The sequence below is a fragment of the Xanthomonas sp. NCPPB 1062 genome, assembly GCF_041481705.2.
GTDB lineage: Bacteria > Pseudomonadota > Gammaproteobacteria > Xanthomonadales > Xanthomonadaceae > Xanthomonas > Xanthomonas euvesicatoria.
The window spans coordinates 1,965,291-1,988,936 of the sequence record NZ_CM192987.1 but is presented as its reverse complement, the minus strand read 5'-3'; the positions used below and the strand labels follow the sequence as shown (position 1 = coordinate 1,988,936).

Annotated in this window: 22 protein-coding genes, 2 tRNA genes and 1 pseudogene; 8 read left to right on the top strand and 17 right to left on the bottom strand. The window is 64.2% G+C overall.

Annotated elements, in window-relative coordinates:
- Positions 1–3: 3 nt before the first annotated feature.
- The 5 genes from ACCQ16_RS08935 (at position 4) to ACCQ16_RS08915 (ending at position 2,695) form a co-directional block, all read left to right on the top strand.
- A complete protein-coding gene (locus ACCQ16_RS08935) occupies positions 4–675 on the top strand; it encodes a YoaK family protein (RefSeq protein WP_031422312.1) in 672 nt (223 codons plus the stop codon).
- 37 nt (positions 676–712) lie between these two features.
- Positions 713–1,522: a bifunctional hydroxymethylpyrimidine kinase/phosphomethylpyrimidine kinase gene (gene thiD / locus ACCQ16_RS08930; protein WP_014089990.1), complete on the top strand. Its 810-nt coding sequence runs from the start codon at positions 713–715 to the stop codon at positions 1,520–1,522.
- Positions 1,519–2,400 (top strand): alpha/beta hydrolase family protein, encoded by an 882-nt coding sequence (locus tag ACCQ16_RS08925; RefSeq protein WP_014089989.1) that lies wholly within the window; start codon positions 1,519–1,521, stop codon positions 2,398–2,400. The genes thiD and ACCQ16_RS08925 overlap by 4 nt, the downstream gene beginning before the upstream one ends.
- Positions 2,401–2,440: 40 nt before the next feature.
- A tRNA-Arg gene (locus ACCQ16_RS08920) sits at positions 2,441–2,517 on the top strand.
- Positions 2,518–2,618: 101 nt separating this feature from the next.
- Positions 2,619–2,695 (top strand) — tRNA-Arg (locus ACCQ16_RS08915).
- Positions 2,696–2,862: 167 nt separating this feature from the next.
- On the opposite strand, the gene ACCQ16_RS08910 is transcribed toward ACCQ16_RS08915, so the two are convergent.
- Positions 2,863–3,855, bottom strand: coding sequence for a DedA family protein/thiosulfate sulfurtransferase GlpE (locus tag ACCQ16_RS08910; protein WP_011347118.1), 993 nt, complete (start codon positions 3,853–3,855; stop codon positions 2,863–2,865).
- A 44-nt stretch (positions 3,856–3,899) separates the two neighbouring features.
- Positions 3,900–4,844 (bottom strand): LysR substrate-binding domain-containing protein, encoded by a 945-nt coding sequence (locus tag ACCQ16_RS08905; RefSeq protein WP_209262027.1) that lies wholly within the window; start codon positions 4,842–4,844, stop codon positions 3,900–3,902.
- Positions 4,845–4,975: 131 nt separating this feature from the next.
- Here ACCQ16_RS08905 and ACCQ16_RS08900 point away from each other — a divergent pair, with 131 nt between their 5' ends.
- On the top strand, positions 4,976–5,677 hold the full coding sequence (locus tag ACCQ16_RS08900; protein ID WP_011347116.1) for a pirin family protein: 702 nt from the start codon (positions 4,976–4,978) through the stop codon (positions 5,675–5,677).
- Between the two features lie 410 nt (positions 5,678–6,087).
- Here ACCQ16_RS08900 and ACCQ16_RS08895 read toward each other — a convergent pair whose 3' ends face one another.
- The gene (locus ACCQ16_RS08895; protein WP_029819220.1) at positions 6,088–8,046 is read right to left on the bottom strand and encodes a methyl-accepting chemotaxis protein; all 1,959 of its coding nucleotides are present in this window, start codon (positions 8,044–8,046) and stop codon (positions 6,088–6,090) included.
- Positions 8,047–9,328: 1,282 nt separating this feature from the next.
- On the opposite strand from ACCQ16_RS08895, the gene ACCQ16_RS08890 reads away from it, so the two are divergent.
- On the top strand, positions 9,329–10,489 hold the full coding sequence (locus ACCQ16_RS08890) for a tyrosine-type recombinase/integrase (protein ID WP_372380317.1): 1,161 nt from the start codon (positions 9,329–9,331) through the stop codon (positions 10,487–10,489).
- A 696-nt stretch (positions 10,490–11,185) separates the two neighbouring features.
- A complete protein-coding gene (locus ACCQ16_RS08885) occupies positions 11,186–11,626 on the top strand; it encodes a hypothetical protein (RefSeq protein ID WP_372380316.1) in 441 nt (146 codons plus the stop codon).
- Between the two features lie 69 nt (positions 11,627–11,695).
- On the opposite strand, the gene ACCQ16_RS08880 is transcribed toward ACCQ16_RS08885, so the two are convergent.
- The 14 genes and pseudogenes from ACCQ16_RS08880 to ACCQ16_RS08815 form a co-directional block, all read right to left on the bottom strand.
- Positions 11,696–12,388: an SGNH/GDSL hydrolase family protein gene (locus ACCQ16_RS08880; RefSeq protein ID WP_372380315.1), complete on the bottom strand. Its 693-nt coding sequence runs from the start codon at positions 12,386–12,388 to the stop codon at positions 11,696–11,698.
- Positions 12,389–12,443: 55 nt separating this feature from the next.
- The gene (locus ACCQ16_RS08875; RefSeq protein ID WP_372380314.1) at positions 12,444–13,169 is read right to left on the bottom strand and encodes a hypothetical protein; all 726 of its coding nucleotides are present in this window, start codon (positions 13,167–13,169) and stop codon (positions 12,444–12,446) included.
- On the bottom strand, positions 13,169–13,468 hold the full coding sequence (locus ACCQ16_RS08870) for a hypothetical protein (protein WP_372380313.1): 300 nt from the start codon (positions 13,466–13,468) through the stop codon (positions 13,169–13,171). The genes ACCQ16_RS08875 and ACCQ16_RS08870 overlap by 1 nt, the downstream gene beginning before the upstream one ends.
- Positions 13,468–16,932, bottom strand: coding sequence for a TipJ family phage tail tip protein (locus ACCQ16_RS08865; protein ID WP_372380312.1), 3,465 nt, complete (start codon positions 16,930–16,932; stop codon positions 13,468–13,470). Before ACCQ16_RS08865 ends, ACCQ16_RS08870 begins: the two co-directional genes overlap by 1 nt.
- A complete protein-coding gene (locus tag ACCQ16_RS08860) occupies positions 16,929–17,531 on the bottom strand; it encodes a tail assembly protein (RefSeq protein WP_372380311.1) in 603 nt (200 codons plus the stop codon). Before ACCQ16_RS08860 ends, ACCQ16_RS08865 begins: the two co-directional genes overlap by 4 nt.
- The gene (locus ACCQ16_RS08855; RefSeq protein WP_372380310.1) at positions 17,528–17,836 is read right to left on the bottom strand and encodes an NlpC/P60 family protein; all 309 of its coding nucleotides are present in this window, start codon (positions 17,834–17,836) and stop codon (positions 17,528–17,530) included. The genes ACCQ16_RS08860 and ACCQ16_RS08855 overlap by 4 nt, the downstream gene beginning before the upstream one ends.
- Positions 17,837–18,033: 197 nt before the next feature.
- A pseudogene (locus ACCQ16_RS08850) lies at positions 18,034–18,270 on the bottom strand (C40 family peptidase); the annotation flags it as partial.
- 64 nt (positions 18,271–18,334) lie between these two features.
- On the bottom strand, positions 18,335–19,033 hold the full coding sequence (locus ACCQ16_RS08845) for a phage minor tail protein L (protein ID WP_372380309.1): 699 nt from the start codon (positions 19,031–19,033) through the stop codon (positions 18,335–18,337).
- Complete coding sequence (locus tag ACCQ16_RS08840; protein ID WP_372380308.1) at positions 19,030–19,530, bottom strand: DUF4376 domain-containing protein; 501 nt, start codon at positions 19,528–19,530, stop codon at positions 19,030–19,032. Before ACCQ16_RS08840 ends, ACCQ16_RS08845 begins: the two co-directional genes overlap by 4 nt.
- Positions 19,527–20,354, bottom strand: coding sequence for a hypothetical protein (locus tag ACCQ16_RS08835; protein ID WP_372380307.1), 828 nt, complete (start codon positions 20,352–20,354; stop codon positions 19,527–19,529). The genes ACCQ16_RS08840 and ACCQ16_RS08835 overlap by 4 nt, the downstream gene beginning before the upstream one ends.
- Positions 20,355–20,363: 9 nt before the next feature.
- Entirely contained in the window at positions 20,364–20,696 is a 333-nt protein-coding gene (locus tag ACCQ16_RS08830) for a phage tail protein (RefSeq protein WP_372380306.1), read from the bottom strand.
- Positions 20,689–22,962, bottom strand: a complete 2,274-nt coding sequence (locus ACCQ16_RS08825; RefSeq protein WP_372380305.1) for a hypothetical protein — start codon at positions 22,960–22,962, stop codon at positions 20,689–20,691. Before ACCQ16_RS08825 ends, ACCQ16_RS08830 begins: the two co-directional genes overlap by 8 nt.
- A gap of 10 nt (positions 22,963–22,972) precedes the next feature.
- A complete protein-coding gene (locus tag ACCQ16_RS08820; RefSeq protein ID WP_126965814.1) occupies positions 22,973–23,185 on the bottom strand; it encodes a phage tail assembly protein T in 213 nt (70 codons plus the stop codon).
- A 32-nt stretch (positions 23,186–23,217) separates the two neighbouring features.
- The gene (locus tag ACCQ16_RS08815; RefSeq protein ID WP_372380304.1) at positions 23,218–23,607 is read right to left on the bottom strand and encodes a phage tail assembly chaperone family protein, TAC; all 390 of its coding nucleotides are present in this window, start codon (positions 23,605–23,607) and stop codon (positions 23,218–23,220) included.
- Positions 23,608–23,646 lie beyond the last annotated feature (39 nt).

The window sequence follows — 23,646 nt, the reverse complement described above, 5'->3', positions numbered from 1 at the left end:
GCGATGGGAATCCTGCTGCCGCGCTGGGTCTGGATTGGCGCGGTGGCATTGTCGGCCGTGGCCGGCATGGTCAATGTGGTGGGCTACCTGGGATCCGAGCACCAGGTGGTCAGCCATCTCACCGGCACGACCAGCCTGCTCGGCGTTGCCCTGGCGCAAGACGCCGCCCCGGACATCGGCTTTCTTTGCGGCATCCTCATCGCCTTCTGCGCAGGCGCCATGCTCAGCGGACTGATCATCCAGGACGATGTCGTGCGGCTTGGACAGCGCTACGGCGCCGCGTTGCTGCTCGAGGCGCTGCTGTTGCTGGGCGCGATTGCACTGTTCAAGTTGCATCATGTCGGCGGCGTCCTGTGCGCCGCTGGCGCCTGCGGCCTGCAGAATGCGATGGCGACCACCCTCAGCGGTGCAGCGGTCCGCACCACGCATTTGAGCGGCATGTTCACCGACCTGGGCATCGGCCTGGGGCACCTGCTGCGTGGGCGTCCGCTGCAGGTGCGGCGCCTCACGCTGAGCGCGCTGATCATCAGCGGTTTTCTCGGCGGCAGCATCCTCGGAACCTTGCTGTTCCAGCGCTGGCAGTACGACGCGCTCTACCTGCCCGCCAGCCTCACCGGATTGACCGGCGCCGGTTATGTCGCCTACCTGCAGTGGCGCCGCTGGCGCACAGGATGATGCGCACATCCTCCGGCCAGCAGTGCAGAATCGCCACATGACTACGCCCAGTACGCTGTCCGCATTGAGCATCGCCGGCTCCGACTCCGGGGGCGGCGCCGGCATCCAGGCCGATCTCAAGACCTTCGCCGCGCACCGCGTGCACGGCTTGTCGGCGATTACCGCATTGACCGCGCAACACACCCGCGCCGTCACCGCCGTGCATCTTCCACCGTTGTCGTTTTTGCAGGCGCAGGTGGACGCCTGCTTTGCCGATTTCGAGATCCAGGCGGTCAAACTCGGCATGCTGGCCAATGCCGACGTCATTCATTGCGTGGCCGACCTGCTTGAGCGATATCGCCCACCGTTCGTGGTGCTCGACCCGGTGATGGTATCCACCAGCGGCGCGCGCCTGCTCGAAGATGCGGCACTGGATGCGCTGCGCACGCGCTTGCTGCCGCTGGCCACCCTGGTCACCCCCAACACGCCCGAGGCCGAGTTGCTGACCGGCCGCCGCATCGACAGCGCCGACGCCGCCGAACATGCCACCGCCGCCTTGCTCGACCTGGGCGCCAACGCCGTGCTGCTCAAGGGCGGACATCTGCACGAAGGCGCACGCGTGCTCGACCGCTTCGATGACGGCGTGACCCAGGATGTGTTCATGCACCCGCGCCTGCAGGTCGATGCGCACGGCACCGGCTGCAGCCTATCGGCGGCGATTGCCGCACAGCTGTGCCAGGGCCTGTCGTTGCTCAATGCCTGCGAAGCGGCGATCGATTACGTTGCACGCGCCATCCGCATTGGCCAACGCCCCGGCCACAGCGATGTGCTGGTGCTCGACCACTTCGGCGCCGCGCCCGGCGCATGAGCGTGCAGACCGACACCCTGCTCGCCAGCGCTGCAGATGGGCATCGCTGGCAGGTCATCCGTTGCGCACCGCCGCACCCGACGACAACGCTGCTGTGGCTGCCGGCATTGGGCGTGGCAGCGCGGCATTACCAACCCTTCGCACAGGCGCTCGCGTCCACCGGCGTTGCGGTGTATCTGCACGAATGGCGCGGCAATGGCAGCAGCACGCTGCGCCCGTCGCGTGAGCACGATTGGGGCTATCGCACGCTGCTTGCAGACGACCTTCCCGCCAGCCACGCCCTGCTCGATATCCACGACCCGCAGCTGCCGCGCATGGTCGGTGGACACAGCCTCGGCGGTCAGCTCGCGTGCTGCTACGCCGCGCTGCATCCGGTGCAATTCGCCGAGCTCTGGCTGGTGGCCAGCGGCTCGCCGTACTGGCGCAATTTTCCCGTGCCGATGCGTTACGGCCTGCCCCTGGCGTTTCGGTTGTTGCCTTGGCTGGCGCGCAGGCAGGGCGTGCTGCACGGGCGCAAGCTCGGTTTTGGCGGTACCGAAGCACGCAGCCTGATTGCCGACTGGGCGCAGGTCGGCCGCAGCAATCGCTATCGCGCGGCAGGCGCGCCATGGGACCTGGAACGGGCACTGGGCCAACTGCGCGTGCCGATCCGCGCAGTGACCCTTGCGCGCGACACGTTGGGTCCGGCAGGTGCGCTGCGCGCATTACTGGACAAGATGCCGCAGGCACACCCACGCCATGTGCGATTGGACGATGGGCACCTCGGCGCACGCAGCGATCATTTCGCGTGGATGAAAACGCCTGCGGCCGTGGTCGCTGCGCTGCGTGACGCGCCTGACCACGACCTCGACGGCGCTGGAATTTCACAAAGGGATTGACGGCCCCGTCGGTCATCCGCATAATTCCGCTCCTGACGAGGCGCCCGTAGCTCAGTTGGATAGAGTACCTGGCTACGAACCAGGCGGTCGGGAGTTCGAATCTCTCCGGGCGCACCATCCTCAGAACAAGAAGAATAAGAAGACAGCACGCACGCGCTGATTTTCAGTTAAAAAGATCCGATCGCCCTGCGTCAGATCTGCAAGTCAAAACAAGATATGCGCCCGTAGCTCAGTTGGATAGAGTACCTGGCTACGAACCAGGCGGTCGGGAGTTCGAATCTCTCCGGGCGCACCAATCTTGAAGAAAACGACCAGCTTGCTGGTCTTTTTTTTGCCCGTCGTTTTTGCCGAAGCAGACGATGGCGCGCATTGCGTTGCATTGAGTGTGCTGTTCCATCGCGCGATGCCGATCTCTGAGCAACGCGCTCGCCGACCTCACCACAGGCACCGCCTCCAGGGCAATCAGGCCGTGGCAGTAGCCGCGTTCGCGTCGGCAACCACCGTCACCGGCACCAGCGATGTCACCGGATGCCCGGCATCGCGCCATGCATCCAGACCGCCCAACAGTGGCCGCACATCGCGGTACCCGCGCTCGCGCATCCGCGCGGCCAGCCATGCTGCAGACACCTCGTCCGGACACGCGCAGTAGATCACCACACTACGATCGCGCGGCACGCTGGCAAGGATCTGCGCCAGCTGACGCTCATCGGCGAACACGGCGCCAGGAATCGTGTATGGCTGCAACTGGCGATAGCCCGGAGCGCGGATATCCAGTACGGTCGGTCGCAGGCTTTCTTCGCCATCCAATAACGGCACCAGCTCCTCTACCGCGATGCGCGCATGCTCCAGCGATCGCAACAGGCTCTGCCGTCGCCACCAGCGCCAACCGACATAGCCGGCCAGAAAGGCCGCCAAGACCACGATCGCGCCCGAGCCGAGTTCGGACAGCAAGGCGAGCACGTCCTGCACCTGACGCGCGAACACAGCACCCACACCCAGGCCGACCAACGCCCACAACGATGCACCGAAGGCGTCGTATCGCAGGAACGCCGCAGGACGTACCCGCATTGCTCCGGCCATCGGCACCGAGACCATCGACAAGCCCGGCACGAACTTGGCGACCGCCAGCACGCGCACGCCCCAGCGCGAAAAAAAGCGCTCGGTCTGCTTCATGCAGCTGTCGCGCGAGAGCGACAGCCGACACAGCGACTGCAAGGTGCGGTTACCGAAGCGGCGACCGGCCAGATACCAGACCAGATCGCCCAAGAGACTTGCCGCGACAGACACCGCCAACGCCGCAAGCCCGGCCAGCCAGGCATCGCCGCCCCCTTGCAACGCATAGCTGGCACCGACCAGCACCAGGGTCGGCAGCGCTGGCACCGGCAGCCCCAGCGACAACGCCAGCACGTTGGCGAACACCAGCGCCAATCCGTACTGTTCGATCAAGCCTTGCATGCGACGACCCTGCGCGACGGCGGGGCACCATTATCCGCCCTCCCTCACGGCGGCGACTGCCCGGCAGCGACGGAACGATACGTTGCGGCCAAGGCGTGCAACCAGCGCTCGAACAGGCCTTCGCTACGCAAGGCGCGCCGCCACCAGCTCAATGCCTCCCCTTCTTCGCCCGGCCGCCATGCCAGATAAAAGGTTTCGTCGGGCTTGCGGGTGTCCACCTGCACCTCCCGCAGCCGGCCCTCCTGCAGCGCCCCGCGCGCATACGGTTCGGGCAGAAAGCCGTAGCCGGCGCCGGCCAGTTGCAGCAGCAGCTTGGTCTGCATGTCGGGCACGGTGAGCACATCGCGCCCGGAGAGCAGCCCGACCGTGCGCGGCAGCAGGCGCCGCGCCGAGTCCGCCACGGCAATTGCACGGTGTTCGGCCAGCTCCGCCGCGCCCAGCAGGCCGGCTTCCGCCAGCGGAGACGTGGATGCCACGGCAAACACGAACCGCAACGTGCCGATCGGCTCGGCCACATAGCCGCCGCCACTGGGCCCCTCGCCCGCCGCCACGATCAGGTCCACGCGCCTGTCCAGCAGCGCCTCCCAACTGCCCGACAACGACTCGCTCAGCACGCGCAGCCGCGTGCTGTCGGCCACGGTGTAGAAGTCCAGGATCTGCGGCTGCAGCAAGGCCGCAGGCAGCACCCCATCCAGCCCGATCGCAAAATCCGACTCCCAGCCGGAGGCCACGCGCCGCACCCGCACCTCCAGCTCTTGCGCGGCACGCAGCAAGTGGCGCCCCTCGCGCAACAGCTCGCGGCCCGCCTGGGTCGGCGTGGCCTTGGGTCCCACCCGCTCGAACAGCTGCACGCCCAGATCCTCTTCCAGTTTGGACACCGTGTAGGAAATCGTCGAAGGCACCTTGAACAGCACCTTGGCTGCGGCCGCGAACGAGCCACGCCGGTCGATGGCATCCAGGATCTGCAGTGCTTCCAGGCTGATTTTCATTGTTCGAAATTTTCGATGATAGCGGCCAAATCTACTCGCTTTTTGTGCCGGACGCAGAGGTGGAGACTACGCATCAAGCCGCTGGACACCGATCGCCCAGCGCCAATTTCAAACCTTCCAGGAGAAGCAGCATGTTGAATGTCCGCAAGAGCGAAACCCGTGGCCGCGCCGAACATGGCTGGCTGTCCTCGCGCCACACCTTCTCCTTTGCCAGCTATCACGATCCGCGCCATATGGGCATTGGCCCGCTACGGGTGATCAACGAGGACAAGGTGCAACCGGGCGAAGGCTTCGGCACCCACGCTCACCGCGACATGGAGATCATTTCCTATGTCCTGGGCGGCGCGCTGGAACACAAGGACAGCATGGGCACCGGCTCGGTCCTGCATTATGGCGACGTGCAGCGGATGAGCGCCGGCAGCGGCGTGACGCACAGCGAGTTCAATCACTCGGCCAGCGAGCCTGTGCACTTCCTGCAGATCTGGGTAATGCCCGAGCGTGCCGGCATCGAGCCAAGCTACGAAGAAAAGCACTTCGATGCCGAGAGCAAGCGTAACCAGTTGCGCTTGATCGCCTCGCCAGGCGGTGACCATGGCTCCCTGCGCCTGCACCAGGACGCACGCCTGTATGCCTCGATCCTGGATGGCCAGGCGCGTTTGCAGCAGCCGCTGGCCGAAGGCCGCATCGGCTACGTGCAGGTGGCCCGCGGCAGCCTGAGCGTCAATGGGCAAGCGCTATCGGCTGGCGACGCGGTGCAGATCGTCGGCGAGCCGGAAATCGTACTGGCCGATGCACGCGATGCCGAAGTCCTGGTGTTCGACCTGCCCAAGTAAAGCAAGGCTGGCTGGATGGCGTACCTGCGCAGGATGGTGTGCGATGCGCTGGCCAGTGCCGAAACAAACAAAGCCCGCTTACGCGGGCTTTGTCTTGTGCGCAGCTTCTTGGGAGCTGACCAACCCTGACGCGGCAGCTGATGGCACGTGGCTTACGCCCTATGCCTTGATGCCCAAGATCCGCGACACGGACATGCGATTTGCGACTGCCGGTTGCGCGCTGCGATCGATGTGTTGCCAATCGCCGCTCGCATCTTTACTGCGGTCGATAGGTCGTCGCAGCGGCGCTGATGGCAGCGACTGCCTCAGCACCGCAGGTTCGGGCACTTGCGCCCAGATCCACTACTAAAGGAAGTTGCAATATGTGAGGGCACATCACGACGTCGCTTGCGAAACGCAGTGAACCATCATCACGCCACTTTCGCTGTCGCGCGCCGCGCAGCCTGCGCATCGACCTGCACTGGCGCGCGATCCGCCCCGCCATCTGCATCGCCATTGACCAAGGCGAACAGCGCATCCGCATCGCCTTCCAGCACGCGCGCTGAACGCGCCAAGTCGCCCACCATCTGCGCCTGGTCGCGCGCCTGCACGCCGATCGACTGCAACGCGGTATTGGCGCTGGAAATGTCCAGCGCCTGATCATGGCTGGCAGCGGCGATCTGCTCCACGGTCGCAGTGACGCGCAGGACCGACGTCACCATGTCCTGCATCACCACACCGGCCTGTTCGGCCAGGCGCGAGCCATCGCCGACCTGATCGGTCGCGTTGTCGATCAGGGACCGGATCTCCCTGGCCGACACGCTGCAGCGCTGCGCAAGGCTACGCACTTCGGTCGCCACCACCGCAAAACCGCGCCCCTGTTCGCCCGCACGCGCCGCCTCGACCGCAGCGTTCAGGGCCAGGATGTTGGTCTGAAACGCGATGCCGTCGATCACCTCGATGATCTGACCGATGCGGTCGGTCGCCGAGCGGATGCCGGCGGTGGTCTTGACCACATCGGCAATGACCTCGGCACCGCGCCGCGCCACCGTGGCCGAGTCTTCGGCCATGCGCCGCGCCGAACCGGCATTCTCGGAATTGGCCCGCACCGTTGCGGCCAGCTGATCGATCGTGCTCGAGGTCTGCGCCACCGCAGCAGACTGCGTAGACACGCGACTGACCAGCTCCTGGTTGCTCACGGAAATATGGTGCGCCTCGCGCTGCACGTTCTGCGCAATGCTCATGGTCTGCAGCATCAAATCGCGCATCCGTTCGGCCGAACGCACCTGGTCAGTGACGTCGGTTGCGTATTTGACCACCTTGTAGGGTCGCCCGGAGACGTCCAGGATCGGGTTGTAGGAAGCCTGGATCCATACCGTGCTGCCATCCTTGCGCAGTCGGCGATAACGTCCCGCATCGAACTGGCCGCTCGCCAGTTTTGCCCAGAACTGCCGGTACTCCTCGGACGCGCAGTAGGCCGCATCGACGAACACGCTGTGGTGTTGGCCGATCGCCTCGGCCGCCGGATACCCCATGATGGTCAGGAAGTTTTCGTTCGCACCGAGCACGTTCCCTTGCAGGTCGAACTCGATCACCCCCATGACCTTGTCGATCGCCCGGATACGCCCGTCCGCATCGGCCGAATCGATCACCTGGCGGGTCACGTCGGTGGCGTACTTGACCACCTTGTACGGTCGCCCGTGCTCATCGAGCACCGGGTTGTAGGACGCCTGGATCCACACCTCCCTGCCGTCCTTGCCGATGCGCCGATAGCGGCCCGCATCGAAGGCACCGCGCCCGAGCGAATCCCAGAACGCGCGATACGCAGCTGACTGGCGCGTGCCGGCATCGACAAACATGCCATGGTGCTTGCCGCGAATCTCCTCGAGCCGGTAGCCCATCACGTGCAGGAAATTCTGGTTGGCCGCGAGCACGGTGCCGTCCAGCGAAAACTCGATGACCGCCATCACCTTGTCGATGGCGTCGATGCGCCCCTCGAAGTCGGCTGTCTGGCGTACCTGCGCAGTGATGTCGGTGGCGTACTTCACCACGCGATATGCCTTGCCGGATCGATCCAGCAACGGGTTGTAGGAGGCATTGATCCACACCTCGTGCCCGCGCTTGTCCAGCCGGCAGAAGCGCCCGGCATTGAAGTCGCCGCGCCGCAGCCCTTCCCAGAAGTGCCGATAGCTTTCGCTGTCGCGATCTGCGGCCGTCACGAACATGCGGTGGTGCTGGCCGACCACCTCGTCCAGCCGATACCCCATCAGGGCCAGGAAGTTCGAGTTTGCATCCAGAATGCGACCGTCCAGATCGAACTCGATCACCGCCATCACCCGGTCCACCGCTGCGACCTTGTGTTGCAGCCCGCGACCCCAGAAGGAGAACACACGTCCAAGCAGGTGCGATAGGCGCATCACGTCAACATCCGAGATATGGTTCACGTCCTTAGCGACCCATGCGCCGGTTACTTGACCCCCACCACGTACCGCATCTACAAGGCGGTTCAGATGCGTAAGGCAGCGGCGACGCGCTCCGGCGCGAAGCGGCAATGGCACTGGCCCTGAGTTGCCTTTATGGCATCCCGGGCAGGCGATCCAACGGGGTGCAAGACCTCAATAGCTGCGCTGCCAGCCTCGACTGCCGAATATCGATAGGCACTTCACGCCGGGTCTTCGGCCCCGGTTCTGGCTTTGGTTGGTTTTGGTTTTGATCCTTATTCCTTGGATGGTTCGCTGGAGTGCAGTGGCGCATCGCTCCAGTTGCAGCAGCGACAAATCCAACGCTGTACTCTCGCGCGCAGAATCAGCGCCTTCGTACACCACCCGCCTGCATGCGCAAGGCGGCAAAAAACCGAAGTGCCCAAGACGCCATCGATACGAGGCTCATTACTGACGTCGATGCGCCTGGCTCGATGCGCTGCACGGCGCGTTGGCGTACACGACACTGGAGAGTGCTGCTTCGCCAGGTGTCGCGCCCTCTCCGCAAGCGCATGCCACCACCATGCCAATGGAATGACATGTCAGAGATGCGCCGAAATCCGGCGGAGGGGCAGCGAGCACGCAGGACGCGACCTCTTCGCAACGCGACAAGGAATCTCACGCTCGCGCTGCAGGCGCCTAAGGCGTCACTATCGACTGTCGAGCGATGCGAGCAAGACCAGGGCCTTCGCTAGCTGGCAACTCTCATGCTTGAGATGCAGCCGGTGAGAGACGCAAAGAATCGTTACCAGCCTCCGGCTAGCAACCGAGCTCGGAGGCGATACTCCCTGAAGCACTGTGGCCGCTGGCGACGCGCGCACAGCGTGACCCTTTCGCCGTCCTCACTGATGGCCTGGGTACTGTTGGCAGGAGTGTGCTCCAGGGCGTCTGCAGCGTTGAACCAACGCCAGCGAGCACCCACGGATATCGCAGATTCGACGACACGCCTTGCCGCAGGCGACGCTCTCAAGCAGTATCGCCTTCTCGACGAACCCGCAGCACAAATAAAAACGCCCACAAATCAGTGATTTGCGGGCGTTAGAACACTGGCGGAGCGAGAGGCCGATATTACTCTCTCAACCAGTCTCATACGGCATCAAGATCCTTGCGTCGCAGCATGGGCGACGCTCAATGGGGATCATGCTGACTCACGCAATCGCAGGTAGAAACATGGGGCAAAGCATGGGGCAGCATGGCTAGGCCCACCAATCGATTGAGCGCCAGGGCAGCCCAAACCATCACAGGACAAGGCTACCACGCTGATGGAGGCGGTCTCTATCTGCTCGTGGGTCCAACCGGGGCCAAGTCATGGGTCTTCAGATTCCAACTGCGCGGCCGCCGTCGGGAGATGGGACTGGGCTCCACCGCTCTGGTCAGTCTGCAAGAAGCGCGGCGCGCGGTCGTCGAGCACCGGCGCACGCTGCTGGAAGGCCGCGACCCCATCATCGCGCGCGTGCAAGCTAGGTCGATCGGCCTGACGTTCGGCGAGTGCGCGGATGCGCTCATCGAAAGCCAGAAGGCCGGCTGGAAGAACGACGCACAGGCTGAGCAGTGGACACAGTCGCTGCGCGACCACGGGCCAGCGCGGGACATGCCGGTGGCGGATATCGACACGGCGCACGTGATGGCCTGCCTGCGGCAGATCTGGACCACGAAGACCGAGACCGCGTCGCGCCTGCGCGCGCGCATCGAGCGCGTGCTCGACTGGGCGAAGGTGCATGGCCACCGCCAGGGCGACAACCCGGCGCGCTGGCGCGGACACCTGGACAATCTGCTGCCCAGGCCGAGCAAGGTGCGCAAGCCCCAGCACCACGCGGCGATGCCCTACAGTGATGCGCCGGCGTTCATGGCCAGGCTGCGCGAGCGCGACGCCCGTAGCCGGCGCGCGCTTCAGTTCACCATCCTCACCGCGGCGCGGACTGAGGAGGTGACCGGATCGAGCTGGGATGAGTTCGACCTGGCCGCCGGTATCTGGTCTATCCCGGCCGAGCGCATGAAGGGCGGCCGGGACCACTTCGTGCCGCTGTCGACCGCCGCACTGACGATCCTGCGCGGCCTGGATCGCAAGCCGCCGCCGTTCGCGATGTCCGAGAACACCATGCTGTACCTGGTGCAGAAGCCGGCGCCCAAGGGCTTCGGCCTTCCATTCACCGTGCACGGTTTCCGGTCTTGCTTCCGCGATTGGGCAGCCGAGACGCAGGACACGCCCGGCGAAGTGGTGGAGATGGCGCTGGCGCACGCGATCCGCAATAAGGCCGAGGCCGCTTACCGGCGCGGCGCACTGATCGATAAGAGGCGGTTGCTGATGCAGGCCTGGGCCGACTACCTGCTCGGCCGCGCAACTAAAGGGTGAAGCGCCTGGCCGTTCTCAGATTCTGAAACCGGCCGGCGGCATGCTGACAGTATGCCGCCGCCCCTCCCTCCTGCCTGCCACTGGGTCCATGTGTCCGCCGACGAGGCGCTGATGCACTTCAATTACGGGTCCGTAGCGCACGTGACTCCGGGGCAGGTATGGCTGTGCTGGCGCGGCTGCACTGTCAAGGCGCCCCACCGAGGGAGCCTGCGACAGGGCATGCGCTTCGCTGAGCGCTGGATCTCCGCACGGACAGGCCTGCCAGGCGCCAGGAAGCCACCGAGGAAAACTGGCGCGGGAGAACGCATCGCGTGGAGCGTGGCGCCGCGTGCAACCACTGCGACGGCTCCGCTGGCCGCGCCCGACTGGGGGCCAACCGAGGCCGAGATGGATGCGATGGAATCCATCGGTTCAACGACGATCACGTGGAGATAGGTGCCGGCTGGGCGCTGCTCTGGCGCCTCCGGGTTGAGCGACCAGCGGTCCCGGGTCCGGCAGCTGCAGATTGGCAGCGACATGGGATTCACCATATCGGCATGGTCCCCACAGCCGCGTCGGATTTCTCCGACCGCGCGCGGCGTGCAGGCATAGCTCAAATGAACGTTTTTTTGCGTGCGCTGGCCATGCATCTTGGCCTTGCGCCGAGATGACCTCGGGCCGCCGGAAGTGACCGGCGCAGCACATTCGGAGAACGTAATGCACGCACTACTGATCCCCGTAGCCGCGGCCCTGCTTGGCGTCGCCCTCCCAGCCGCCGCCGGCGAACGCAGCCAGCTCGGCCGCACCACCGATCTGTACCAGGAAACATCCGACGCCGGCGAGACGCTTGACGCGTTCGTGACCCGCCTCGCGCCGCGCGCACGCGCCGCCTCAGTCAGCGCACGCGCCGTGGTTTGTGGCCAGATCCAGGGCGCCGGCCCGTATACCTTGACGCTCAAGACCGATGGCCACCAGGATTGGTGCGAGGTACCGAAAACCGTCGCGCCATATGTGCTCGTCAACGGCATCGCAAAGGATGCGCGCGAGGATCACATCCCAGCGATCTACGCGCGCCGGGCGGGCTACTTGATCACTCCGTGGAGCATCAAGTTTCAGGACCGAATTGCTACCCGACAGATCGGATCGACTAGCCGTTGAACCTAAGTTGCAACTTCACAGGCCTGTCGCCGGGCGGCAGTAAGGCGGATGCGATCCAGACGTGAACGGTTACTTAAAAAGGCGCAAAATCTGATCTGCCACCAGCCGGTGCCCCTTCGCGTTTGGATGATTTGGTTGCGCCATCAGATCCATCCTGTCCCGGCTGTAATCGCTGAACGCAGCAAATGCATCGGCCACGGGCACGTCCTCGGCTCTCGCTAAATCGCGAATCATCGCAACTTGCGCCACAAGCGATGATTTCGACGAGGGCGTGTCCCCTCCTAGATCAGGGGTAGCGGTAACCAGGACAACACACGCATTCGCTTGCTTGGCTTGATGAACCATCTGGGTCAAGTTGCTGCGGGATTGCTCAATGCTAAGACCTCGATCATTTAGACCGTAGTCGATCGTTACCACACGCGGAAGATGACCCAGCGCCTCCCGCTTAAAGCGGGCCAAGCCGGCGCTGGAGTTTTCCCCTCCTACTGCTGACGTAATCACATTGACCACGGCAGTGGGATACCTCGCCGCCAGACCATCGGCAACCAGGCGCGGATAAGCTTCGCGAGTGTTGACGGCAGGGGTCACAAAATAGCCAGCGGGAACACTGTGCCCGAACGCCACAATGTTCACGGTCCTGTTGTCCGGCCACTTCTTCAGCAAGTCAGCCCTGACCAAAGAGAGGCAGCCGCTTGTATTTCCTGCAAAGGCAGAACTCGTGGCGAACATAGCAGCCGCAAGCAGAATGGATCTGATCTTCATTGAGCCATTTTGCGCACTTACCCTCAATTGCGCCAGCCTGGCGATGAGCAGCAGCTCAATAATTGCGCACGTTGAGCAGCAGGCAATCGACCTGCATGGTACCGAATGTGCCAGACGGTGCCGGTGGGTTACCCTGCGTTCCTTCAGCGTGGTCGTAGTACGTGTTGATGCCTTTCGCTGAAGCAACGCCCGGTGTATACCGCACGCCGGCGACGTAACCCAGTCGGTCCATAATCCATCGTGGCCCACCACCAATCAGACCGCTCACGATGGTGTATGACGCTCCCGTGTGCCCTAGCGCGATGGCCACTCCATCGGACTGGGTAGGGAAGTCCGTCTGACTGGTGCCAGCGGTGGTGCGCATGCGGCCTATCACGCGCATGTACTTGTAGCGCGAATCGAAAGCGATACGGCCGGTGGCAGGGTCACGGAACCGCACACCTTTGCTCATCACAAAGGCCATCTGTGCCACGTCGGTCGTGTCGAAGACGTAGTACTGAATTGGCGTGTTGGCTGTCTCGCACACAAGCTCGAAGGTGAAAGTGTTCCCACTCTGCGACCTACTCCGGAGCCCAACGAAAGCCGGGCAGGTGACGGCTATCAGTGGGGAATTGCCACCGCCGACAGTCACGGTAGCGAAGCCGATGCCCTGGCTCGTGTTAGACGCATTGGTGCCAGCAGCCGTGACGGTTCCCTTCTGCTTCAGTGCAAGGTTTTCGTAGCGAGTATCGATCTGGATGATATTCCCGCCTTCCGGCCGGATCCGCACGCCCAAAGCCATCAGTATCTCCCGTAGGTGAGCACGCCACCGACCTGTGTGCCCTGGTTGCTGCCGCCGCCGTAGTTCCAGCTGATCGTCCCGGCCTGCTCGTCGACGGTGAACAGCGGCGCCTGCGCGTACTGAGCGCTACTGCTGGCGGAAAACCAGAAGTAGATTTCGTTGGTGCCCAGTGGCGGCACTGCCACCGAGCCACTGGCGCCGGCGGTGACCATCACGGCGCCGAACTTGCTGGTGATGCGCGTGGAGATGTCGATCAAGATGTTGCCGTCCAGGTCGCGCTGGCGAATGCCGCGCGCCATCAGAGCAGCTCCCCGGCTTCGAACAGCGCAACGGTTCCGGCGGCATTCCAGAAGCGCAGCGCCTGCTCGTTTAGCGTCATGAAGCCGCCGTTGTTTGCGCCGTTCATCGACAGGGTGCCGTTCTTGTCCAGCTTCCAACGCGGCTGCCCATTGGCACCCACGCCGTTCGACTGGATCGTGTCGCCGATCATCGCGTTGGTGATCCATGCGTTCCCAATCAACGCCTGGTTGATGAAGGTCTGGCCACCCTGAATCACAAATGGTGAGACCACCTGTCCATTGACGACGTTGATCACGCCGACCCGATCACCCTGCAGCAGGATCTGGCTTTGGTAACTGCCGTCCGGTTGCTGCTCGACACCGACACCCAAACCGGCCAGGTAAATCTGACCTGCGCTGGTGATCTGGGCCTTGACCGTGTACGTGGCGCTGATCTTGCCGTTTAGGGCGACGACGGTCTGACTTGCCTGCTGAACACTGGCCGAGATGCCACCGACCGACGCTTCGACGGTATCCACGCGCTGCGCTTGCGCGCGATCTCCCTCAGTGATGACCGTCTGCCACGTCCGCGTGCCGGCGAACACCGTGCGATCCCCTGCATGCCAATCCCGATCGCCCGCGTGACGATTGCTGATCTGCGCAACCAGCCCATCGGTGCGTTCCCCGATCGCGGCTAAGCCGGTCTCAGGGTTGTTGATCTGCAGCTTGAGCGAGTTCACCTCGCCTACCACGGCGCCCGCCTGGGCGATTGCGGTACCGACGTTCTGCCAATTCGTCCCCGGCGGCTCCTCGTTACCGGCAGCGGCACCCGTCCAACTCCAAATGATGCCGCCGTACACGACTGTCTGCCCGGTCGCGTAGGTTGCGTCCGCACTCCACACCAACGGCACCAGGTCGGCGATCGACTCGATCGGCTGGCGCAACTCCTGCGAGAGTTCTGTCAGCGTGATCTTGCCGGCGAGGTATTCGAGGATGGCGGTCGCGTCGGTGCTGCTTTCGCCCATCACGCCGTTGGTCAATGGATACCACGGGCCGATGTTGCCGCTGCGGTCAACCAAGCGCCCCCAGAAGAAGAAGCGCGTGCCGGCGGCCAGGCCGAGCATGGAGTGCCGCGCCTGCGGATAGGCGAAGTCGCCCAGCTTGATCGCGCCGGCGAGGTTGTTGGCCGGGCTGTACCAGATTTCCGTGCGCTCGGTGTCCGTCGCTCCCTGCGGGAACGACCACGACAGATCGATACCGAAGATGATGCCAGCAGCGGTCAGGCTGGCCAGCGCCGGCGGCGGCTCCACCTTGCCTGTGATCTCGGTCAAGGCGGACAGCGCCGGCATAGAGACGGCATTGAGCGCATTCACCGCGCGCACGCGCGCCAGGTACTGACCCGCATAGATGCCACGCACTTCCAGGTTGGCGGTGGTCGCGCGGCCAGCCTTCACCCAGGCCATGTCATCGCGGCGCCACTCCACATCGTAGGCGATGGCCTTGTCAGCCGGATCCCATGCGATCGTGAGCACGTGCTGTGCGATGCCCTGTTCCACGAAGCTATGCGACGAAAGCCGCACGTTCGTGGGCGGTTGCTGCACGCTGGGCGGGATGATGCTGATCGGCGGCAGCTCGATGCGTGCGCCATCGTCGATCGCAGCGAACTTCTGCGGCACGTGTTTCAGGGCGGTGATCTGGTAGGTGATGGCGTTCTCGGCCCCGTCGCCCTCGGTGACGGCAAGCACCCGGAAGGTCTGCAGCGCCAGCTCGGCGGTGGAGACCGCCCATACCGACGTCGCGACCGGCACGGTGGTCCAAGGCGCCGACACTGATACCGTCGAGCCGGCGATGCCGCTGATCGTGCGCGCGTGGCTGCGGCCGTTGCTGCCCAGCACGCGGATGGTGTCGCCTGCGCTCAGGCCGGGCGGCACTAGATCGAGATCCACAGATTGAAGGCTGGCTCCCTTGATGCGCCCGCCGTGGCGGCGGCCCGCACGCTTCGGGTCGGCCACCTCGATGATGTCGCCGGGCTGCGGCACGACGCCCTCGAGGCCGACACCAAACGTGACGGTCTCCGTCTCCAGGTTCTCGGTGTAGAGAATGTGCAGGCCAATGCGCTGTGCCTGCGCGCGCGACGTGCATCCCATCGCTGCGACTTCGACCGGCTGAATTCCGTAGCGCGCGATTCCGGGGCGGTAATCGACCGGCTCCACCTTGGCGCGGCCGAAGTCGTCGGGGTCGTTCCACGAGACCAGCGCCACCGTGTGACGCACCTTGCGCGCCGAGCCAGAATAGGTGAACCGACCATTGATTACATTGGCCTGGTTGAACGCGTAGACCGGGTCTTGCGGCATGTCTGCCGAGGCCAGCACCTGCCCCGCGGCGTAGTACGTGATGCCGCGGAACACCGCAGCCATGTCCTGCAGCATCTTGTAGGCATCTTGCCTGGTCTGCAGGTAGGCATTACAGGTGAACCGAGGCTCCTGCCCACCTTGCCCGTCGCTCACCATTTGGTCGCAGTACTGCGCGATCTGGTACAGGCGCCAGCGATCGACCCAGGCGGCTGGGATGCGATGACCGAGGCCGAATCGGTCGTTCGTCACCAGGTCGTAGAACACCCAAGCCGGATTGTTGGTCCAAGCCGGCTTCATGGTGCCGTCCCAAATGCCGGCATAAGTGCGTGCCTGGGGGTCGTAGTTGCTCGGCACGGCCACGATTCGGCCCAGCACGCGATAGGCCCGGGTCGGGATGGCTTGAAATTGGCTGGCGTCCACTTCCAGCGCAGCCAATGCGCAATTCGGATAGCGCAGCTTGGCGTCGATAACCTCGGTCATCGACTGCACCAGCGTGGTGTCTGCGATGGTCGCGCTGTTGGCGTTGGGCGTCAGGCGGCGGACGCGAATTTGCCACTGGCTACCCTCAGGCAGGTCGACGCGGTGGCTGCGCTCGTACAGCGTGGTCGTCTTGCCGGTGAAGGCATTGGAGATCACCGTGTTGAAGGCGCCGCCGTCGGTGGCCACGTCGATCGCGTAGCTGACGCTATGGCCCTCAATGTCGCCGTTCGTGGTGTTGGTCTTCTGCAGCGCCTGCACCGCGATGCGCACGCGAATCGCGGACAGGTCTGGATTTGTGAAGCTCCGCACGACCGGCTGGTCGCTGCGCAGCTGGACGTTCACCGAGTTCTCGTTTTCCACGCTCGGGAAGCCGGCCAGGTGCTCCTGCTCCTGGGTGCCGGCACGAGTCTCGAATCGCACGTTCTGGAAATTGAAGCCGCCATCCTCGCCTTGCAGCGGGGTGCCATCCAGGTAGACCGAGCGCAGGCCATCCTTGAGCCCTGAAATCTCACCTTCGCTGATGAGGTCGATGATCTTGGCGAAGGCGATCGACTGCAGGCTGTCCGGCGTTTCCACCGGGGTACGGGCAGAGCTGGCCCCCTTCTTGGCACCGTGCAGCGCTGGGGCGCGCTCCTGCGCGTCGCCGCTCACTGCTGATCCTCGGCAAAGATGCCGCCACTGATGACTGCCGAGCCAGTCCATGTGTCGCCGTAGGCCACCGGTACTGGGTTGCCCTGGGCCTGGGTATTCACCGGCCCGTTGAATGCGTAGCTCGGGCGGTTGTCCGGACTGTCCTGCGTGCCGAGCCCCTTCTGCGTCGGCGATAGCATCTGCACGACACCGCCGATCACCATCGCAATACCCGCATTCGTCAGCGGGACGCCGATGACGCCAAGGCCGTTGGCGCTGAGGACAACCCCGACAACAACCAGAACCGCACCGAGGACCGTCTGCAGTACGCCGCCGCGCTTTGAACCCTGCAGCACCGGCGCGATGCGGATTGCGTCATCTCCAGGCGGGTCATGCAGCTGATCCTCGGCAAGGTTGCGCCGCCCGTTGAACACGGCGAACGTCAGGCCGCGGTCCTTGGCTCCCATGAGGAATGCTTGAAATCCTGGCAGCTGCACCGACAGCGCGCGGATTGCCTCCGCCGGCGACGCCACGGCCAGCCGGAACTCCTTGCCGAAATTGGCACGCAGCACGCCGTACAGCCGCACCACGCGGACCTTGGGGACTGCATGCATGCTCATGCCGCACCGCCCGCAGCGAGCTTGTGGCGCACGACACGGACGGTGCGGTCAGCCCAGTAGCCGCCGTAAGGCACGCGTGCCGACAGCCGGTCTGCGAGGTGGTGCAGCATCTGGCCCTCGCCCAGGTACACGCCGGCATGGTTCGGCACGTCCGCGCGGATCTGCATCACGATCATGTCGCCGCGCTGCGGGTCGTCCTGAATCTCGTAGAAGCCCTCGGCTTGCAGCTGCTCCAGCGCGTAGAGATCACCGCCGTTGTTCCACCACTCGTCGGCGCGCTCGTACTGCGACAGCTCGATGCCCATCTCGCGGGCATAGAAGCGCGCACCAGCGTGTAGCAGTCGAGCACGCCGTGGGCGAACTGGCGACCCACCAGCGGCGCCACGTAGCCGCTCGGCTGGATGGTCTGCACCTCGCCGCACTCCGGCGCACCGTCGACATGTCCAACGCTGATGATGTGCCAGGTCAGGCCGCTGGCTTCGCACATCGCCTTGTCCGCATCCGAAGCATGCGCTGACGCATTCGGATGGCTGTGCACCAGCGCGACAATCTGGCCGGCATCCTCTGCGGCCGCATAGTCATCGGCCGGCAGAATGAAGTGCTCGCTGGGCGTGGTCGCCACGTTGCGGCATGGCCGGTATTGCTCACCGGTGTCTGAGAGCACGACCAGCCCGCAGCACTCGCGGGGATACTCAGCGGCAGCGTGCGCCTGGATGGCCAGAAGGGTTGCGTGTTCCATGTGGTCGCCCATAAAAAAGGCCCGCACATGGCGGGCCTCGGAGTGATGGATGGTTGGCCGCGCGCTACGTTCGCAGCAGGCCTGCGGCAGGAAAGCCGCCGTAAGGCAGCGGGTTGTTCGCTCCAAAGCGCAGCTTGCAGGACCGAACTTTGCCGCCGCAGACATCCTGCGCCGGGTCGCTCACCGGCCTGTCGTTGATGTCGGCCACAGGCGGGCCGTTGTACCCGCAGTACGGACCACGGTAGCCGCCGCGGATGATCCAGCTGCAGGTATTGGCGATGATCTGGCGGCCAGGCAGCTGCTCTCCGTTGAGGTCCGCCGCAGTAGCCAGCTCGAACTCCACCTGCATGTCGTCTTCGCTGACCTTGCGCTCGATGAACCAGATCTCGTCTGGGAAGTGCTCATCCGGATCGGCGGTTGGATTGCCGCCGGCGAAGTTGACCGGGTCGAGGTACTTGGCCAGGGTCTGCCGGCGGATCACACGGGCGCCTACCAGGTCGTCGAAGAGCAGGCAGAGCGCAGTGATGGTGCCGTCGATATTGCCGACGCGCAGGCGCGGATTGGGCGGCTGGTCGCTGGTGCGCTCGAAGCCTGTCGCCTCGACCGGCCAGGGATCGTAGACCTCCCCCTGCCACACGATCGGAGTGCTCTGGAGGTGAGCGTGGAACAGTAGCGAGTCTGCACCCAGCGATGTGGCATCCAGTTCGAATACAGTCACCCGCGCGCCTGGCTCCAGGGTCTGGATGTCGGCGAGGATGCTCATGCCGACCAGCCGGTGGCCACGTCGTAGGCCCGCAGTTCCTCAATGCTGGTCATCGCACCGATCGCCTCGTGGTGCGCACGCTCTGCAGTGAAGCAGGCCTGCACGTGGGCGCTAATCGCCGCGGCTATCCCACGGATCTCCGCGAGCGTCAGCGTGACCCAGCCGCTAATCGCCTTGAAATCGACTTGCTCCACCGTGCCAAGGTCAGCCGCAGCAAGCACCGTGCTGATGCGGTTCTGATCTTCGGTGGATGTTCCGACCTGCACGCCACCGATCGTGATTCCTCCCGTCTCGCACTCCCAGCGGCGCTGCGTTGCCGCTGCACGCAAGGCAGTGCGCAGCGTCTCCAACGTTTCCGGCGCGGCGTTGGGAATCGGAATACCACCCGCAGCCCGCCAATTCTCATACTCATCCCACCATCGATGGCCAAGCGGGATAACCGCGCCATCTTCAAGGCGAATAACGCGATCTGGATCATCCGTCAGTTGGTAGCTCATGACGTAATCTCCGCATCAAAGAAGTAGCCCGCACCGAACGCAAATGCCTGATTCGCGTTCACGAACACCTCAACGCCTGATTTATAGGAGCTCGATCCAATGCCGGAACATCCGTAGACATAATTAACGTTGGAAAAGGTAACTGCGGGGACAGCTCGCATAGCTGCAGGAATATACAAGCCGACACCTGTTTGCTGGGAAGCGGCACCGCGCATAAAAAGGTTCCCGCCCACTGCGTACCATTGACACAGGGCCAATTGCTCCCCGGGCGATCTGTAATGACATCCCGCAAAATCAGCACCGCGAACGATTGCAGGGTTTCGGTAGGTGACGTTTGCGGCGGTGAACTTCACCAAAAGATTTCCGGTGCTGCCGCTGGCGGGAGCGAGGACGTTTACGTATCGCCGCCCTGCCCCAGGCGTGATCACGGCGACGACCCCGCCGACATCCACACTCAGGTTTGAGCCGCTCAGATCATCGACTGCAATGCACAAGGTTTTTCCGAATGCATCGCGCGGCGCCTCGATTGCTTGGCACCAGGTGCCGCTGGTGTGCGTGATGACACCTGTCGACTGGTTGACGCTGACATTGCAGCCACCAGTTCCCGCGAACATGCGGTCGTAGCCGAAGGCGCCGGCACCCAGCGCTCCCCCGCCGAAGCCGCGTTGACTGATTCTGAAGTCGCTGTTGATCAGCATGTTCTGCCCGACGGACTGGTATAGCTCCGTGAACATCGCATTGCCCTTTGAAAAAGCCACGAACGCGTCGTCACCGATGCTTCCATCAGGATTCGTTGTTGATTGATCGATTAATTGCCGTGCCATGAATTGCCCTTAGGGCTGAAAGTGTTGTTCGAAGGTTGCGGACAACGTGTAGTTGCCTCCGCCGTGGGCAACCGGGTTGTAAGCGGTGCACTGGTAATAGGCCTGCACGGAAAGCGGTGGCGCCCACAGGAAGGAGCGACCAGCATGCGCGTCGAGGAACGCAATGATCTGAGCGATCAGCTCCTCCTTGCCGACGCGCGAGATGTTCCAGATCTGTCGTTTGGGGTTGATTCCGTCCGGCGCCGTTTGCCGGTAGCCATCGCCAAACTGCGCAGCGCGCACCGCGAGCGTGACGTTGCCGCTGGCTTCTGTCCGTACAGGCCAGGCGAAGACCTCAGCCACGGGCGCCACCTGGCGCAAACAGCCCACCTGGGCGCATCTGCTGCTGGAGCACGCGAAGCACCATCGGTTGGATCATCTGGTTCAGCGCGCGCAGCATGTCGTTCTCGTTGCCCTGCGTGCTGGTGCTGGACGTCCCATCGTTCTGGATGACGTTGCTGATGTGCAGACTTACGCCGCCGGCAGCGCCGGTTGCCGCCTCTGTCACCGGCCGGCCTGCGGTGATCGGCACCACGCGACCGCCCTGGTTGCCTGGGATCATGTAGGTCTTGCCGCCGGCCTCGTACATCTCCGGCCGGCCACCCTCGCCCACCTCGTAAAGCGCGCCGGCGGCAACAGGCCCACCGCCTGCTCGCTGGCCGGCGACGGCAGCGCCAATCGCCGCCACCCAGCTGTTGCCGGAGCTGGCCGCCATGGTGCCCAGCGCTTTCAGCAGCTGCGATGCCGCGAGATCCGCCAGCATCCGCTGGATGGTTTTGGCGAAGCCCTTGACCATGCCGCCCAGCCCTTCCTCGAAGGGGTCAAACAGGAAATCGGAGAATGCACCCTGCATGCTTCGGGCGGCCTCCAATCCGAACTCCTTCATCATGTCGCTGCCTTCCTTGGTCTTGGCGATCATGCTTTCGTAGCCTTCGCCGTAGATCGCCGCGTAGTCGTCCATGGCGTCCTTGGTCTGCGCATAGCTCTCCAGCAGCCGCGCCTGCTCCTCACTCAGCGCGCCGAATGCTCCGGTGCGAATGTCATAGGCAACCTTGACGGCCTCGCCGATCTGGCCGTGCAGCGCCAGCTCGCGCTCCAGGCTCGCTAGGTAGGTGCTGACCTTTTCGTCCGTCGCGCCGTAGATGGCCGCGATGTCCTCGTTGACGTCCTTGATCTCGGCCAGCTGCAGCAGGCTCTGCGCCTGCGCGCCGGTGATGCCCTTGAGCGATCCGCTCTGGAGCTCGTACAGAACCTTGGCGTATTCGGTATTCTGGCCGGTGAGCGCCAATTGCTTGGCAAGCTCCGCCGACATGGCGGCGTAGGTCTTCTGCAGCTCAGCCGCGACCTTGCCCGCCTCCTTGTCGGCGTATTCGAAGGTAGCGGTCTTGGCGGGGCGCACCAGCGCGTCATCATCCGGCAGTGCACCGTTCTCCAGCAGCTTCACCTCCGGGCGATACCGCGCGGTGAGCTCACGCTGCAGCTTCACCCGTTCGGCAATCAGGCCATTGATCTGCTGCTGGCGCTTCAGCTCCTGCCCTTCGGTTAGCGGTAGCCCGAAACTTCCGGTACTGCGGCTGCGCGCATTGTTCAGCCTCTCTTGCACGCTTGCGAGCTGATCGTTCAGGCCTTGGGTGCTTGCGTCCCCCAGCGCGCCACCGGCGTCCAGCGCACGCAGCTCGCCGACCTTCCCGATGTAGTTCACAAGCATGATCACGCCATTTGCCATCTCGGCAGTCAGGCCGCCTATCCACTTTGTCAAGTTAACGACGGCGTTCTTGGTGCTGTCGCTGCTCATAAAGGCCGTCAGCTCCTTGACCTGCGGCAACAGCTCGGCACCGACCTGATTCTTCAGGCCCTGGAACGCCAGATCCATCTCGGCGGTCTGGGCACGCAGCTCCTTGATGGACTTCGTGGTCTGCGCATCCAGCACGACGCCAAGGCGCTCGGCCTCGTCGCCCCACTTCCGGAAGCCCTCGCCGTTGTTGGCGAGCAGCGGGGCCAGCAGCGACGCGTCGTTCGCGATCGCCTCGAGGTAAAACACCATGTCGCCCTGCGACACGCCAGCCTTCTCGAGCGCGCTGTAGTACTTGCCCAGCGCCTCCGGCCCGCTGAGGTTGCGGAACTCCTTGGCGGTCAGCCCTACCTTGGGCGCGATGTTGGTGAAGAAGTCCTGCAGCTCACCGCCGCCGTTTTGGAGGAAGTCGCCGACCTTGTCCTGCGTGTCTTTGAAGATGTCGGACAGCTTGTCCTGCTGGATACCGACCGTCGACGCGCCAGCTGCGAGGCGCTGGAACGTCTGCTCGCTGGTGCCAGACAGGCGCGCGAAGCGCTCGATCTCACCGGAAGCGGTGGCCAGCTGCCGCGTCCAGTTGAGGATCGCAGTGCCTGCCACGGCCAGGCCGCCCACTACCGCGCCGCCGATCTTTCCGAAAGCAGCGCCCACATCCACGGCGGCGCTCTGCGAGTCCTTGCCGAACTTGCGCACCTGCTTGCTCGCGCGGTCGGTTTCGGTCTCGAAGGATCCTGTCCGCATGAGCAGATCAACGACGATTGAACCTGCAGTTGCCATGGTCGTCCTATCAGCGGTCGAAGCCGAGCGCGCGCACCATGTCGCGGTCGGCGTCGCTCAGCTCGGGGTCGGTGGGTGTGGGAGCGAGTGCCGTCAGCACCTGCTCGAACTTGCCGCCCATCGAGGCGGCGATGATCGCGGCCGGGCGGTGGTGCCGGTGCAGATCGTCGAAGGGATACAGCGTGTAGTAGGTGCGCCAGCCGGCCATCTCTGTTTCCGGCATCGCATCAATTTCGGTGAGCGTCTTCCCCAGCGCTAGAGCGAGGGTGTATCGGAACCACTCTCCGGTGCCTCGCTCGGCGAGCTGACGTTTCCCTGGTAACTGTGCACCCCGCTAATTGCGGCAGCGAGCGCGTACTGCACGCTGATCTTCAGGTTGCGAGCCTGCTCCAGCGTCAGTGCCGGCTTGCCGTCCTCGGTGCAGATCGCCTTGGCAATGAGGCGTGCCATGGATTCGGATTGCTTTTCCGGGTCGTCGCTTTCTTGGCCAACGGCGAAAGCGCGCACGACGCCTGCCTGCTGCTCGCGAATGTGAAACGTGTGCTCCTTGCCGTCGGGCAGCAGCACCTGACGCGTCTGCACATCCGGCGAAACGAACAGCGATGAATCGAACAGCGGCGGCGCGGTGGGAATGGGGTTGGTCATAGACAGTTCCGGTCAGAGAGAGCGGGCCGGCGCTGGGCC